The sequence below is a fragment of the candidate division KSB1 bacterium genome (genome assembly GCA_034521575.1).
GTDB lineage: Bacteria > Zhuqueibacterota > Zhuqueibacteria > Residuimicrobiales > Krinioviventaceae > JAXHMJ01.
This window is the reverse complement of the sequence record JAXHMJ010000003.1, coordinates 405,223-421,775: the sequence shown is the minus strand read 5'-3', so window position 1 is coordinate 421,775 and position 16,553 is coordinate 405,223. Positions and strand designations below refer to the sequence as shown.

Sequence of the window (16,553 nt, the reverse complement as noted above, 5' to 3'; positions counted from 1 at the left end):
CAGATCAAAGCATGAAACTCAATATACTGACAGTCGGAGACCCCGGCAACAAACATCTGAAAGCCCTGGCCGACAGATATACCCAACGGATACGCCGGTACGCACCGGTCATGCGAACCGCCGTCAAGCCGGTCCGCATCAAATCGCTTTCCAAAGAACAAATCAAACAGCAGGAAAGCGACAGGCTGTATGACAAATGTTTGCAGCACGACCATGTGGTCGCACTGGATGCCCGGGGAGAACAAATGAGTTCGGAGGACTTTGCCCAATTTTTTAATGACAGCGCGCGCCGAAGCGTCAGGCAAATCACATTTGTGATTGGCGGACCGCTGGGACTGGACTCTGCATTTCTAAAACAAGCGCACCGGCGCCTTTCCATCTCAGCGATGACGCTGCCGCACGAACTCGCCCTTGTGGTGCTGCTTGAACAAATCTATCGTGCGCACACCATATTGAAAGGCGAGCCCTATCACAAATAAGGAGAATGGTATGAGACGAGCTAATTTATCGATGTTGGCGTTCCTGATTTTTATATCCTGCGCCCATCAACGCTCTGTACATATGAATTTTACTGAAAAATTTGAGGGACTGACCCAGCTGGTGCTGGCCTCCCAGACCATAAACGTGGATTTTACGGATCGGATCAGCAAACGAATTCTCGGCATATTCCCGAGCAATGCCCAGGTCAAAGTTACATCCAATGTCTCATTTGATTTTTATATTGATTTTGACAAAGAAGGCTATAAAGCAGAATACGATCAAAAGAGCAAGACATTGTATTTTTCAGCGCCGCCCATCCGGGTGAAAAAACCGGTCATCAATGCCTCCAGCGTCAGTTTTCCGGAAACCGGGCTTTTGGTAAACGAGGAACGCGAAGCTCTGGCCATTCTTGAAAATCTGACAGACCGGTTTATTCAAGAGGGAGAAACACTTTTAACCCGGGAATATGTTCGTGAAAAATGTCATGAAAAATGCAGCGAGTTTTTAAAGGGGTTGAGCAGCGATCTGGGATACAAAGTAGAGTCGGTGGAATTGACATTTGGACCCTTGGAACTGGCAAGCAGTCAAGCAGATTCACTTTAACAATCATAGCTCACAGTAAAAAATGCCGGTGCACCGCACCGGCATTTTTTAGGTTAAACCGGAAATTTGTAAATGGTTGTGGTATCATATTGATCTCCGGGCTGCAGCACGGTCGACGGAAATTCCGGCTGGTTCGGAGAATCCGGATAATGCTCGGGTTTCCAGACAAAATCCATGCCGTTTTTGATACACCGTGTTTTGTTTGCCGGTAAGGGTCCCATCCAGGAAATTACCGGAATAAAACTGAACACCGGGTTCTTTGCTATAGACCTCCAGCATGCGTCCGGATTGCGGGTCAGTGACACGCGCGACAAACCGCACGTCGCCGGCTTTGCCCTTGATGACAAAATTATGATCATAGCCGCCGGCGCGTTTCAATTGTTCATCATCCTGATCAATGTCCTGACCGATTGGTTTGGGTTGAGTAAAACCCATGGGCGTACCCTGAACCGGCTGGATTTTTCCGAGTGGAATCAACTTTTCATTGATCGGTGTAAAATGATCGGCGTTCAACTCGAGCACATGATTCAGGACATCGGATTTTCCCGCATCTTTAAGATTGAAATAGGTGTGATTGGTCAGATTCACGAGCGTTTTTTGGTCGGTTGAAGCGCGGTATCGGATTACAATTTCGTTTTCAGCGGTGAGCGTATACGAGACAACCACATCCAGATTGCCCGGGTAATTCTCTTCCCCGTCGGGAGAATGGTAATGCAGTTCCAGCACGCCGCCGTCTTTGGACGGGTGTTCCACCACATCCCAGACCTGCTTGTCAAAGCCTTTCTCTCCGCCATGCAGATGGTTCGGGCCGTTGTTGACCGCCAATTTATAGACTTTATCATCCAGTTTGAACTGACCGCCCGCGATCCGGTTGCCGAACCGTCCGATAATACATCCGAAATAAGGACTGTCCTTGATATAGGCACCCAGATCATCAAAGCCCAACACAACATCTGTAACATTCCCCTGTTTGTCCGGGACCAGAATCGACGTAACCGTACCGCCGTAATTTGTAATTTTAACCTGCATACCGTTTTCATTGGTCAGCGTATACAAAGACACATCCGTGCCGTCCAAGGTTGTTCCAAAGGGCTGCTTTTCAATACTCATAGGGTCCTTTCTGTAGGGTTTAAAAGAATGAATAACAATGTCCTAAACATAAATAATTTCTGACTGAATTCAAATGAAATTATTGATATACCAGACGTAAAAAAGCCCGGAGATTTTCCCGGGCCGATATATCAAGATATTGTGTGTGGTCTTTTATTCAGAGACAATGGTATAGGTAATGTGGTGGATTTCTGATTTCTCCTGGTTTTTCAACCGGGTGATCGCATTATAGTTCAAATTACAAGATCCACGGGAACGACCGACCCCTCTGATAAAATCCTGCGCAGCGGGACTGTTTCCAAGCCTTATTTTCCCGGCAGATTGCCCTTTCTCGACTTGTTCGGCCTGGACATAAAGCTTAAATTCAGAATTTGAATTATCACTTTGTACCGTTATTTTGCGTTCGTTTGAAAAAATGCTCCACTGCAGTCGGCAGGAATTATCTATTTGCTCGGCATGACCTTGATTAGATGAATTTTTATCACTGTAAAATGTAAAATCAACATTACCGCCCTCAAGCTCCAAATGATCAACAGGGATAATACGAATAGAAACCGAATGGCTGCAGCTATTTGAGGCGGCCAAAATATAGACTGGAATAAAAAGGCAAAAGACAAAAACACGTGTAACTCTGTGCATGAGAATCCTCCTTGGCTTTACGTTCAAGAATTATTCAAATCTCATGCCAGACGTTACTTGCTTTACACCACACCCTCCTTATTTACTGTTTATTTTATAGTTAAAATGTCCTGATTTCTACCATTTTTTAAACAATGATACTTCTTTCAATCAAATGTGTTCAATTTTCAACATTTTTACGGACACTGATACTTTATTAATTGTTTTTAATGCGTTTGCATCTTAAGTGTATTTTAGGATCTTTTTATATTATGTTCATTTTTTTTACACTGCATCTCTCTGCTTTGTAATTTTCCAAATATTATACACATTATACCGATCCTGAATATCAAATGTCAATTTTTTTATGAGTTTGACAGTGTCGTATTTACAACTCGGTTAATGTGTAATAAACAATTGCAGAGTACTGACCGGCCTCCAAAGGAAGAGATACCCCTCTCAACTCATATTCCAGAGGAATATTATTATGGTTATGACTGCCGGAACAAAAATTTATCCCCATTGAATTCAACTGCTGAAATGTTTCACCCCCTTGAATATTTCCTACAAAAAAATCCCCATCTCCTGTTCGTCTGACCCATATTTCCCAATCAGGTTGCCAATTAACGCTTTGTATATGGACCTCGACCTGCCAATCCCAACGAAAAAACCAATACCACCATTCACCTCGGGCTTTAAGAACATCAAGATCAATCAAGGCCCCTTCATTTGTGCTGTTATAAATGGATTGAATATTGCTTCCCGGGCCACCGGTCAAGTCAGACACATCAATATTCAGATTCCAGTTTCCATCAACATTTATGTATGTATTTTGGGCACAAGCCAAGCCGGATAACAATATCAGAACCGATGCGCAACATTTCCACATTTTCATAAAACACCTTTAAAATCATATTTTAGTCGATTCCGCGATACGAGTAGAAATTCAACACTCGTTAATTTGGTTTATTCAAATAGCCGCTAAACCTGACAATATACACAATACTAAGCAAAAGCTGTACCAGAATCAATCAACAACATCATCCCATTGCTGAAATTGAATTTTACGTTCTTTCCTTTGAAGCATAATCTCTATATGCTTTTGACCACCCGGATTCAGTTGAAAAGCCCATTCGCTGCGTTCCAGTTGATGGGTATCAGGGATACAATTATCATATACTTTCAATTGCCAATTGCCGGGTCTTGTATTTTCAAATTCAAAACTCCCATCCTTGTTGGCAATTCTTCTCAAGACTTGCTCCCCTTGCCGCATTTCAATAACAATTTGAGAACAGGGTGTATCCAGAGTCGAGAGCGGATTTTTCTTGCCGTCTTGTAAGACATGCAAGCGTCCCGAGACGATTGCCCCTGTTGTAAGGGTGAGCCCAAAATAATTATCTCCCTCGGGCAGTGCTTGTATTTTAATGGGGAGCGGAATCGTGGTGACATGTTGCATTCCAAGAGTGGATCGATCCAATGATATAAAGTGGAGCCCCGGTTTGATACCGGAAAACACAAAATATCCCGCCGTATCGGTAATTGCGGTATATCCGTTCAGTCTGACAATAATATTATTGATATTTTCGCCGTTTTGACTGCTGATTTTCCCCCTTATTTGTGCCAAATCTTCTTTTTTGTATAATGGTATACCAAAGGGGGCGCGATAATTGATAATAAAGGCTTTATCCTTTAAATGGGTACGATAACGCAATAGCGAATACCTTGCCTGAAATTCTATACTATGCTTAAACGGCAGTGTATACTCGATATCAGCCTGAAACAAATCGCGATCCCGGTAATATTCTTCCAGTTTAAATCCATTCTGCATGCTGACCTGAATTTTCCAATCCGGCCTAATATGAATTCTGGCGTGAAAACCGATATTTAAAGTACTGTTCCGCTGCATAGAATACTGCTTGCTGTTTTCATAATAGAAAAACAGGCGATAAAACTGATTGATAGACGGTTGATAAGACACATTGGAATTCAACTTGAACAAGAGAGAATTTATTTTCTCAAAACCCGGTAACAAATTCTGAAAATAACCAAAATCACTGTAAACTGATAATCTCCAGTTATTTTGTTTTAATGAACTGCGCAAATGAATCGTCTGTTCTTCATAAGAGAACAAGTGACGCGGCAGTCGATCTTTTCTCATAATCTGCCGATAGGCGCCAAAAAGATACACATTTCCGGTCAATCGATGCTGAACACCGAATTGCAATCTTTCGGAATAGGGGGCAACATATAATGTCGTGTCCTGATCCAGATTATCGGCGTCCTTTTGCAAATTTAAAGTAAAAAGCCAGTTATTAGTTAAATGATAGGATGCATTGGCTGAAATATATTCAGAATCATTATAATAACCCTGATAATTTTTATCAGCATACAGAATACTGGCATTTGCACGAAGCTTTCCAAGCTCGGTGTGGACTGAAATGTCCGCACCTGTACCGCTCTTATCTTGCGCCGTACTTGTCGACATTTCAATACGGGTTCTCAAAAATTTAAAAGGACTCACTTGACCAACGTAACTGATGAGTTGAGCCGAGTAATTAGAATATTCTTTTTGAAGCACATTAATTCCGAGGTATTCTCTGGAATTCAAATGAACTCTACTATGTACCGCATATTCTTTTTCAAACTCCGGTCGCCATCTGGGTTGTTGAAAAAAGCCACCCACCTGAAGGTGATCTAAATTCAGACTAACAGAAACGCCTCTGCCAAACCGATGGTTTTCGGTGAGCTGTGTTACCCGTTTTGCGTGATCTCCCACATCGACCCGCAACTTTTTAAATTGATAACTCAGGGCATACAAATCATATTGGCCGAGAGACGAATAACCATAATAATCCGGTCCCCGCATGTTTAACATCAGATGATGATTTTTGTTCTTGTCAACATATCCTGATCCCTGAACTTGAAATTGTGGTCCCGATTTTTGCCGAGCGGTATAATCAGAGTAAAAGTAGGCAAGTTTAGTGCGCAAAGGAAAATCAAAATAAGAATCGACTTTGCCTGTTTTCACAGGCAGCACATCCACCAGATGAGTGCTTGAAACCCATGTCGAGTCCATATTTTTAACCTGTGCCCGCAAGTGAATCCGTTTTTTGCCGGCGGATGTTATATTTTTGTCGGTGCGCGCCGACAGCTGAAACAAATAGCAGGAATCAGGGGACAAAATAACGGGATCAAATTGATTGATTATCTGTGCGCCATCAACATCGATTATCACGGTATCCTGTAAATTTCCAGCGTTACAAATATTATAAACAGCCTCAATTCGAGTTCCCGCACGAACATAGTCAGGGATCGAAACAGGATTTAAAATCAAGTGATGATTTTCTTTTACCTGAATCCAAAGCGTAAACGAACGGGTTTTATCGGGATTCTTCGCGTCAATGAGCAAATACTGAACGGGATATTGAGCCGCTTTTGTGTTTTTAGGGATATAAAAACTAATCAGATCTATACATTTTTGATGCGGCTGCAGATCAAACCCAACCGGTTCGATGACAAGGCGCCAATTTAAAGGCAGCAAGACTTTACTTTTTAAAGTTTGAACAGCAGAACTCTTGTTTAAAAGCTGAAACCGCGCGGTCACGTCGTTTCCGTCATTGACAGAGAGAACAGAACCTTGATGGTGTAACACGGAAACCGGCAAAGTCTCCCCGTTTATTTTCATCACCAAAACACATAAAAAGATAATAATTGTCCATACCCCATATCTCATTTATTGAGTTCCAGCGTAAACCTTATGCCGAACAAATCATCCTGTCCACAGTCTGCAATCAACAACGCCTGATAGGTACCGGTTTGTACATCCTCAAGTTCGATATGAATTCGATTCGAAGTCCCCGGATAGGATTTTTGCTTTTTATGTTCAAATCGCCCCACCAATTCACCGTCATCGTTATACACCTCAAGATTCATCAGGGGCCGCAATATACGCGTCCCCTTATTTTCGTAATCCACTTGAAGAAAAAAGCGATTTTCTTTTTCAACAAATTCTGTCTGTAGAAATGTAATCTTTTTTGTACCTGTCGCGCCGATATTGGTCACCATCTGAATCCCGTAACGAATACGCGACTGAACGGTGACGGCATCATCCCGAATCTGATCCGGATCAATTTCCGGCACATTCTCAACCATTAACATACTCCAATACGTGCCGCTGAGAGATTCTGATTCCGGGACTGTCAATTGATAATTAACAACCGTTCGTTGCCTGGGTTCAATAATCAATTCTTTGGGTGTAAACTCGATCCATTCAGCATTAGAACGATCCAGACTACCCGGCTCGGGGTAATGCGTTTCTCCTGCTGCGTTAAAAAAATAGTCTGTCTGATAAATACGCACACGTCCCGGTTCATCTGTAAGATTTTCAAGTTCCACCACACCCTTGTATTCTTCACCCGGAGACAATTGCTGTTCATGAGTGAGTCCACCTAATACGACAATACCGGAATGAACAAAACCGGCGCTTATTAAAAAAGCAAGCAGTGTAAGTTTTTTCAAGGTTCCGATCATGGTTTTTCCCGATTCATTCATTTACCACTGATTATAAAAAGTATTGCTGCAATATAATAAAAAAGGGATAGAAAAAACTATCCCTTTTCAACCGGAACACTAAATCCCTGCTAATTTGTATTTGTAATGGTATAGGTTACTGTGAGCGGCTGGTCATTTACATCATCCAAATCAGTCACATCATCCGGGATCGCAAGCGAATAAGTCAACTGGGCGCCATTGGTGCCCAAACCTGTCCAGCAGCTTCCGATACCGGTAATAACATCAGCCGCAGCACTTGACAATACGACGCCGGTCTGCACATCACCCTTGTCTCCGCCGCCGCCTGTGGCAGCTGCTGCAGACACGCTCAAGGTCAGGGGAGATTCCACATCAGCATCCAACGCTGCTGTAATCTTGTTGTCCGTGGTGCTGAAAATTGACGAATAAAGCAAATAATTATCACTCACGCCGCTGCTGCTGACGATAACCGGTTTTTCACCCGCACTAGCGGGAGCGCCGACCTCAAAAGCGACAGGCCTGCCGCCACCCTCCAAACCAATCAGCTGAAATCCGTTTACAGTGATACTCAGATCATGCGTAGCTGTCTGCGCCTGAACACCCGCTACCACACCCAACGCCAACACCACAACACACAACACCTCAAGATACCGTTTCATTTAAAACCTCCATATTAATAATTTAAAAGTGATGATTTGTTTTCTATGTTAAGTTACTTTTTCATTTGCAACATCTATGCCATACTAATATTTCAATTTTATTATACTATTTTTATTGAGTTTATATACTTTCCATCTTTATAATAGGCCTGCTTAATAATCACAATAATCGGTACCTTTTTCCTCATTGGTACCTTTTGTACCATATTAGCTCCATACCCGCGGCAACCGATTTTATTATTGTTTTTATTTCACTTAAATTAACTTATAACGAATGATAGAGACATCAACAGAGGTCTTAACATACCGGTCAAATGAGTGAGTCATTTTTCCCCAAAAGCACATAACAGTGACACACCTGAGGGACATTGATGACATTTATCCCACAGGCGATCACAAAAACTATTCCTGTTTGCTGCTTTCTTTGTCTCGATACTTTTTCAGCATTTCTTTCACTTTTTCCAGACTTTGTTCCGCCTCTTTGCGCTCTTTTTGAATCTGTTCCAGGGATTTTCGCATCTTTTCGGTATCATCCTCTTCTGAAATAATGCGTTCAAACAGATCACGTTGTTCTTCAGCCTGCTGTATGAGTTGCTGCCGCGGCGTTGTAGAATAGACGGAAAGCGGCAGCACGGTGATCCGAATTCCGGTATGCACACGCCAGCCGGGTGTGTTGGGCAGTGGAGACGGTATCTGACGCGCTCCCACTGTCGTTTCCCTGTCATGATTCAGACGGATATCAATCCCGCTGATCCACTGCAACCAGAGTTTGGGTTTGTAAACCACGGTCGCGTTTAAAAACCAGGTGTCTTCGCGCCCTGCAGCGGCTGCCGGGGGACGCATGCTAAACATATTGCCGTAGCATTCCAGTTGATAATCAAACAACTCAGTCGGATAGGAAACCCCGGCGGCGAGTCGAAAGGCCTGACTGTTTTCTCCGGCTTTCGCGCCAACCGCGGCAGCATTGTCAACCAGCACCTGTCCCGCCTCGTTATAATCCCACAGTCCCAGATTCAAATGTGCGTGCAGCGACTCTTGCGGAAACAAAGGATCTACAGCATAGCTCACACAAGCTGTTGCACCTCCTTCAATGGCATAGGCCGAATAATGTTCAAAAATGACATTATATTTGGAACCGGTCGGGAATCGTAAACCGGCGTCCAGACCAAATGACCAGTGACTTTGCGGGGAGAACGAAAACGATCCTGCTCGAAAATTCAAAAAGGTGTCCCAGGGTACGGCTTCGCGCACCCCCTGATGCACGTCCTGATAAACCACCGGTGTCAAACTAACCGAAACATGATCTGTAAATCCATAGGTGAGCGCCATGGCGCCGTGTACATCCCAGATCATATTGCCGCTGCTGTAGCGGGTTTCCGGATCGATATATTCTTTGGCCTGCCCCCAGAACCGCATATGCGGAAACACTCGAAAGGTCCCGGCCGGGGTGGTCCAGGCGGCGCGGGTGTAAGACAGCCCCACATCACCGTTGCGTGTTCCAAAAGCCCAGACTGTGGTTTGCAAACAACATAAAATAACACATAATCTTTTCATCGAAAATCTCCCAAATTTATACCGCAACTCAACCTGTGAACATCCTGGAAATCATTGGCCACAAATGCATAATTTAGGTGCAGACGCCACCAGTACAAACCGGCGCCCGCCGTTAATCCGTCCGCGTTGCGGCCAATTCGCAGGGCCAGATTCTTTAAAGTAAATTCAACACCGCCCAGATACCTGGACTCGTACTGAACCCGTTTGGTATAATAGAAATTGAGTTCTGCATCCCACTGCCGGATCGGATGCTGATAATGCAGGCCCCAGGATCGTGTCGTCATGATACGGTCACGGTGTTCCGTATCCCATTTCAATTCGGTCCGGCTGATATCCTTGACAGATACACCCAAAGCAACACGTCCGATCTTTCGGTTTTGCAAAAAACGTCCCAAATGAAAACGCAGCATTCCACCCACATCCACACCCAGGGCGCTGGCATCATGCTCACCCAACACCTGCCGGATCAGTTTGAAATTCACGCCCAGGGGCAAATCCACCGGCAAATCATCATACCACCAGCCCAGAGGCATGGGAAACGTTATATTTTTCGCCACTGACAGGTACAATGCATCCTCTGTATCCCGGATCGTCCCAAGCTGCGTCCCGTCGGGGCGCAAGGCCAACTGATAATTGCGATCAGAAAACGATTTACCCTGCAGTTCGGGATAAACCGGAATGTCATTCACCGAAAAGCGCGCCCAGTGAAATGCAAATGCGGTTTCGGATTCGAGAGGCATAGACAGACCGGCTATGTGATAATGAGCCATGGGGTCGGACAAGGATCCAAAGGTGGGCGCATACATCAAATTGACAAACGCGCGCTGCAGAAACACCAGAGACGCGGGATTGTAATAGAATGTTTCTCCGTTGCCGGCCATTGCCACTGCAGCATCAGCCAGGGCCATGGGCCGGGCGCCGGTCCCCCATTCTAAAAAAGAACCGGCATAGCGGCCGCCGCCGGACGCCCGCAAAGCCGAAAGCAAAAGGCATATCAAAACTATTTTACTGTATCTTTGCAATTTTGCCCTCGACGTGTTTTACACCCTTTTTATGTTTAGCGCTCAGACGGAAAAAATAAACACCATTCGCAACCGGATACCCCTCATGATCAAGACCGTCCCATAATATTTCATGATAATCCGCGCCCAACGGATTGGGATCCTCACCTGACAATCCCGGGTATAGACGCCGGATCAAACGTCCGGAGGTGGTATATATTACAAGCTGTATATCCCGGCAGGGCTGGGTCACAACAAAGGCAAAACGCGTTTGATCCGCGAACGGATTTGGATAATTGCCTAAAAACTCCAGTGCAAACTCCCGATTGATGGTAAATTCAAACTCTTTTTCCTCACCCTGATTGCCGCTGGCATCCACGGCCTGCACCACCAACCGATGCGTACCGGATTCAAATTCCGGATTCAACTCGATGACATGCTGATGAGAAACAGGCAGGGTGTCCTGCACCACCTCATCTGTAATATCCTCATCATCGAGAAAAACAGTCAGACTGGAACGCGACAGATAAAGTCCGTTATCATCCTGAATGCGCAGAGCCAAAAGCGGTGTGGCGCTGATGAATTTTCCCCACACATAGGGCTGACCATCGATTGACAGCGACACCACCGGCGGTTCCTGATCCGAACTGTTCAGCACCGCTAATTTTCCACTTTTACGAATTTCAGCTTCGAGTCCGGTGTTCTGCAGCGATGTCGGCAGCTGAATCCAATATGAACCCTTGACCGGCTTTTGATAAACCGCAAGCTGCTGCGCCTCCTGACGCAGAGAATCCGGCAGAGTCCAGGATAAAACAAGCGGTTGTGCTACAGCCGCGGGATTGCGAATTTGCAAGTCAATTCCGTATTTCAGCGCCCTTTTCAACGCCGGCTGTTCAGAAATTGTGATAAAAGAATCCGGCTGTGCATAAACAACGCTTGGTTGAGAAAAAGACGAGGCCGATACACTCAAACTTACAGTATTCGTGATATCAACCCGAGTCAGCTGCGAATCGCCAACCTGAAAACCAAAGCCGGGCATCGCCTGCAGCACATGCCCATCTATAACATTTTGCAGTATATTATTGTTCCGGTATTCATCCGGCGTACTGCTGTCCGGATCAATGACAACCCGCACCTCAAAATTTGAAAAAGGCGGCGGATAAGGGACAGATGCCTGCGTCTCTGCACCGGCGCGCAGGGTCACACTGTCAAGCCCGATTGGTTGCCAATCGTCTTGTCCGGCGGTCCGGACACTAAACTCAACAGGTACATCGGTTACCGTCTGATCACCCAGATTAGTAATACCTGTATTAAGCGTTACACGGTCATTTCCTTCAAGAAAAATAACAGAATCTACGAGTGCCGGTTCCTGTCCATAAGGAATGGTTTTGGCCAGGGCAAACTTGTAATTTTCATTCGATTCGGTTTGTACATAAAGGGTATAGTTGACAGTCAGTCCTCTCCATTCGATATAACGGCCGCGCTCTGCATGATACCAGTTCTGATCCCGCGGCTGCAGGACAATGGAATCGCCCATAACCCGAACCCAAACATGCTGTAACGGTTCATTAGCCAGGATTCGGGCGTGAATATATAAACTGTCGTTTGGGAATTGCGTATAAACGGAATCCACCAGCGCCTTGTCCATGCTGAAACGGCTGGCCCCGTGCGCTTTCTTGCCGACAGGGTCTATCGAGAATGCGCGAACCGTGCCGGTACGGCCGTTCAGCCGGGACGGCACCGGCCAGCTGAATGTAGCGGCGCCGGATTGAATCGGTTTCGCCCGGGATTCTAAAATCTGAAAACTGCTGTCCTGTACGTCCATATATACAGTACCCTGTTCAGATGATGATCTGACCTCAACATGCAGTGTATCGCCCGGTTGCACCAGTCGGGGTGTGGCCTGAATATCAAGTTTAGAGTCAGGCAGGGGGAGCCGCAAGGCCGGATCTCCCAGCAAATGATACTGATCCAGTTCCGAAGCGACAATAGGGCCGATATAATGCGCATGATAATTAATTTTACCGGCTGCCAGCACCCGCCCGAGGGTTTCGCCCGGATTCTCGTACAGATATTTTAAAATTTCCTTTTCCAGATAATAATCATTCCAGAACCAGCCGACGCCGCTGGCAGCCACCATCGCCACACAGCCCTGTTCGGAAAACAAGAGTTCTTCCGCCAGGGAGCGCCGGTGCGGCGATTCAAACGCGCCGGTAAAACAGGTCATACTGAAAATAACCGGCCAGCGATCCTGTGAATAAATACGCTCCACATCATTTAGACGCAGCAGCCCGTTATCCGCCCATACGGCGCCGCCACCGTGACCGTGAAACGTCATAATGGAACAGCCCATGTCAAAATAGTCCAAAAGATCGGCTGTGCCGCCGAAAAACGGATCATCATCCAGACCCGATTCTCTTAACGTGGCCAGAAAGCGTTTTTGAACGGACGGTGACAGTGTCTTTGCCAGATCCAGTTTCTGTGTTCTAAACGTCGGGTTGTTTCCCGATATCATTAATAACCGATTGTACCAATCGCCGGCCTCGCCGCCGCGTTCATAGTCGATGATTTTATTGGTAATAGTCTCAAGTTCTTCCACCGTGCGGACCGGCAACCTGCCGAGAAATACATCCGGGATGCGGTCATCGCCATCCAGCCGAGAGTACCAATAATCGCTGGCAGCGGCGCCAAATTTGAACGTCTGCAGCATATGCACCGGCACATAATCCAGGGTATCCGCTGCCATATGCAACCGTTCGTAACAACCGTCCCCCACCAATAAAACATACTGCAGTTTGCCGCCCTGTGCCACGCTTTTGATATAATCGCGTATGGCAAATGAGGAAGGCCGTCCGTAATTAAATTCATCGTAAATATCCGTGGTTTCGACAACCCGCACCTGATAACCGGTCCCCCGGCGGTATTCGATAAACCGCTGCAAGGCTTCGGTTGGCCTGAACTTGGGATGTGAAATAACCAGATAATCCGCATCGCCGGTTTCCGACAACAAATCCGAGGCTGTATCCGCGAGAATCCGGTCCGGATGTTTTCTGGCGTCCGGGGTTACGGCAAGGAAGTGAATATCACTCGAATAGACATTTTCCTGAAAACTGATCTGAAACGATGTATTGCCTTCAAAATCCTCCACTTGGGCGATTTGCGCTCCCCTGAGCTTGCTGTGTCCGAGTTTGTACAGATCAATCTCATCGCTTTCAAACCCATCGATGCGAAACAGAAATTTACCGCGTTTCTGATGGGGAGGCACAGTGAACCTGAGCAATCCGGCATGCGCCCGATACAGTCGGGGATAGCGCACCTGAAACCAGTTCAGCATCACATAATCAAAGTCATCCGGGCTGCGTGTATTCAAAAGCGACAGCACATTGCTTCCATGCTGCAAATGCGCGCCGCGCAGCGGTGTGGTTTCATCATTTTGCACAATTGCCCGGTCCTGCCCGGTCCAGGCGGAAGAAGATATAAAACGGTCATTCATATAGGCGCCGGCCTGGTGTTGTTGAGTCGTTCCGGGGGTACGGCCGCACATCATAATTTTTACAAACACCGGTAAAATGGACTGCTGGTCCGGATGTATCAATTCAAAAGAATATTCTTTTTTTTCTCCGCTTTCAAGTCCTCCGTCCCAGAACCAGCGATCCCGCATGTCCTGTGTTTGCACTGAGGACAAGCGTTCATAAAATGAATTGCGCTCCACATGCACCGAATCATAAAATGCAAACGGCCGAATCACATCAGTATCAAATGATTCGGAAGACACTGTATTTTCCACGCTCATCCAGCGCCCTTTGCGGTTCCAGGACAACCCGTACACATTGGCGCGCGTAAACGGATCCATGGCGATATCGGGCGCTTCCGGAAACACCTGCGCGCTGGGGGTTCCCCAGAATTCAATATAGTCTTCGGCATGAAACTGTCCATCCTGCCAGCCGCTGACATACACGGGCACCTGCTCACCATTACAGCGCAAAGCCAGATTGCGCATATCAATATCAAACAAATCCACTCCGGCCGAATCCAGATCATGGCCGGTGACGCGGTAAAACCCCTCTTCAGACACCATGATCTTGCATCGCTCTCCGGTTTCAGCAGAACGTTTTTGCAGCGGCGGCTGTGCCGAGACCGGCTTTTGTTCCGACCGCAGCAGCGGATACAGGGAATCTATAAAGTCTTTTTCATCAATCGTGCTGTTGACCAGCGGAGTTTCGATCGGGGTGAAACTAATTTGAATGACAAGTTTACGCATGACGGAATAGGCCCGGTGACCGGGATCATAGACCACAGGACGAACCACCAGGCTCCACAAGGGATTGTTTTGAAAGGCGCCCAGAGATTTCAGGGTCAGCGGATCATACGCAATCGATGTATCGACCGAATCCGGCGCGGAACTGCCGTCCAGCCTGTATTCAGTTGATTTAATCGGCGGGGGTGAAGGGACGGTGTACCGGACCTGTTCAATCACCTGGGCTTTCGCGGATGATACGGGCCGGTTGAACAGCGTGGAATAAACCGGATCCGGAACCGGGTTCGGGCCGACTTTAAGAACAGAACGCACCCTTCCGTTGTTCTCTATAGTCTCAGCGGTAACAGTGTCCGGCAGCCGAAAAAGAACCGTCACACTCTGAGGGGCGCGCTGCAACACAGAAAACCCATCGTTGGCCTGCAGTCCTGATATAAGCAGCAAAACAGAATATACAGCAATAAATACTTTAGTTATATACATGATTCCAATATCTTTTTCCACATATCCCCCCAAAACCACACTTTCCTTTATTGATGGATCGATTGCATCACACGCAGCATCGGCTCCCGGGCGCGTTCTATAATATCTTTATTGACACAATAGGACAAACGAACGTATCCCGGACAACCAAAGCCCTTACCGGGCACGGCAATAATATTTTCTTTTCGTAACGCGTCTACAAATTCCTGATCATAGAGTCCGGAGGGGGCCTTGGGGAAGAAATAGAACGCACCCTGCGGCATCTGATACTCCAGTCCGGCTTGATCCAACAGTTGAGCCATCGCGCGGCGGCGGTCATCATACAGGGTCACATCCACTCCGGTATTCAGAGCCTGAAGCACCACTTTTTGTCCGATCACAGGCGCATTGACAAATCCAAGAATGCGATTGGACAGAGTCACACCGGCGCTCAACAGTTCAAAATCAGTGATATTCGGATTCAAGGCCAGGTAACCGATTCTGGCGCCGGCCAGAGACAAACTTTTAGAAAACGAACTGATGACAACGGAATCACGGTACAGAGGCAGCACGGCCGGGACCTGCTGATTATAGCTTAAAAACCGGTAGGGTTCATCCGAAACCAGCAAAATGGGTTGACCGTATTCACGCGATTTTTCCCGCAATACGCCGGCAATGCCTTTTAGTTCTTCCCGAGAATAGATGCGACCGGTGGGATTGTTGGGAGAATTTATGATCATCATCCGGGTTTTCGGAGTAATAGCCTGTTCCAGCGCGTTCAGATTCGGAGCAAACGTTCCGTTCTCTGATTCGACCGGAACGAATGTGCCGCCGTAATTGCCCACATAAAACCCATACTCGACAAAATAGGGTGAATAGCACAACACCTCATCTCCAGAGTTCAACACGGAACGCATCAGCGCATTCAGGGCTCCGGCTGCACCATTGGTGACAATCAGGTGTTTCGCCTCCAAAGACAATTGCTGCTCGGCGCTGACTTTATTCGACAACGCAGCGCGCAAATCCGGCAGTCCGGCATTGGGACAGTATCCCAGCGATAAAGGCTGCCGGGCTTGTTCCGCAATTTCTTTCAATGCCTCACTGACTTGCAAAGGCGGCGGAATATCGGGATTTCCCAGACTGAAATCAAAAACATGTTCAGGTCCGTATTTCGCCTTGAGTTCGGCCGCTGCCTCGAACATCCGGCGGATCCAGGATTGTGTTTCGATATAAGTTTGGATTTGAGACGTTACGATAGCCATAATCTCCTCGGTTTTTCTA

12 protein-coding genes are annotated in these 16,553 nt (G+C 46.6%); 2 read left to right on the top strand and 10 right to left on the bottom strand.

Annotated features, from left to right (window positions below):
• Positions 1–11: 11 nt before the first annotated feature.
• Positions 12–479 carry a 23S rRNA (pseudouridine(1915)-N(3))-methyltransferase RlmH gene (locus U5R06_10370; protein ID MDZ7723185.1) on the top strand — a complete coding sequence of 156 codons (468 nt, stop codon included), beginning with the start codon at positions 12–14 and terminating at the stop codon, positions 477–479.
• A gap of 10 nt (positions 480–489) precedes the next feature.
• Positions 490–1,083 carry a hypothetical protein gene (locus U5R06_10365; GenBank protein MDZ7723184.1) on the top strand — a complete coding sequence of 198 codons (594 nt, stop codon included), beginning with the start codon at positions 490–492 and terminating at the stop codon, positions 1,081–1,083.
• A gap of 84 nt (positions 1,084–1,167) precedes the next feature.
• Here U5R06_10365 and U5R06_10360 read toward each other — a convergent pair whose 3' ends face one another.
• The 10 genes from U5R06_10360 to U5R06_10315 form a co-directional block, all read right to left on the bottom strand.
• Complete coding sequence (locus U5R06_10360; protein MDZ7723183.1) at positions 1,168–2,193, bottom strand: aldose epimerase family protein; 1,026 nt, start codon at positions 2,191–2,193, stop codon at positions 1,168–1,170.
• A gap of 153 nt (positions 2,194–2,346) precedes the next feature.
• A complete protein-coding gene (locus tag U5R06_10355) occupies positions 2,347–2,832 on the bottom strand; it encodes a hypothetical protein (protein MDZ7723182.1) in 486 nt (161 codons plus the stop codon).
• A 367-nt stretch (positions 2,833–3,199) separates the two neighbouring features.
• Positions 3,200–3,706 (bottom strand): hypothetical protein, encoded by a 507-nt coding sequence (locus tag U5R06_10350; GenBank protein ID MDZ7723181.1) that lies wholly within the window; start codon positions 3,704–3,706, stop codon positions 3,200–3,202.
• A 132-nt stretch (positions 3,707–3,838) separates the two neighbouring features.
• Positions 3,839–6,544, bottom strand: coding sequence for a hypothetical protein (locus tag U5R06_10345; protein MDZ7723180.1), 2,706 nt, complete (start codon positions 6,542–6,544; stop codon positions 3,839–3,841).
• Positions 6,541–7,362: a hypothetical protein gene (locus tag U5R06_10340; GenBank protein MDZ7723179.1), complete on the bottom strand. Its 822-nt coding sequence runs from the start codon at positions 7,360–7,362 to the stop codon at positions 6,541–6,543. The genes U5R06_10345 and U5R06_10340 overlap by 4 nt, the downstream gene beginning before the upstream one ends.
• 89 nt (positions 7,363–7,451) lie before the next feature.
• Positions 7,452–8,000 carry a hypothetical protein gene (locus tag U5R06_10335; protein ID MDZ7723178.1) on the bottom strand — a complete coding sequence of 183 codons (549 nt, stop codon included), beginning with the start codon at positions 7,998–8,000 and terminating at the stop codon, positions 7,452–7,454.
• Positions 8,001–8,402: 402 nt separating this feature from the next.
• Complete coding sequence (locus U5R06_10330) at positions 8,403–9,554, bottom strand: hypothetical protein (GenBank protein ID MDZ7723177.1); 1,152 nt, start codon at positions 9,552–9,554, stop codon at positions 8,403–8,405.
• Positions 9,551–10,540 carry a hypothetical protein gene (locus tag U5R06_10325; protein ID MDZ7723176.1) on the bottom strand — a complete coding sequence of 330 codons (990 nt, stop codon included), beginning with the start codon at positions 10,538–10,540 and terminating at the stop codon, positions 9,551–9,553. Before U5R06_10325 ends, U5R06_10330 begins: the two co-directional genes overlap by 4 nt.
• 19 nt (positions 10,541–10,559) lie before the next feature.
• Positions 10,560–15,332 carry a C25 family cysteine peptidase gene (locus U5R06_10320; GenBank protein ID MDZ7723175.1) on the bottom strand — a complete coding sequence of 1,591 codons (4,773 nt, stop codon included), beginning with the start codon at positions 15,330–15,332 and terminating at the stop codon, positions 10,560–10,562.
• A gap of 8 nt (positions 15,333–15,340) precedes the next feature.
• Positions 15,341–16,534, bottom strand: a complete 1,194-nt coding sequence (locus U5R06_10315; protein MDZ7723174.1) for a pyridoxal phosphate-dependent aminotransferase — start codon at positions 16,532–16,534, stop codon at positions 15,341–15,343.
• Positions 16,535–16,553: the final 19 nt, after the last annotated feature.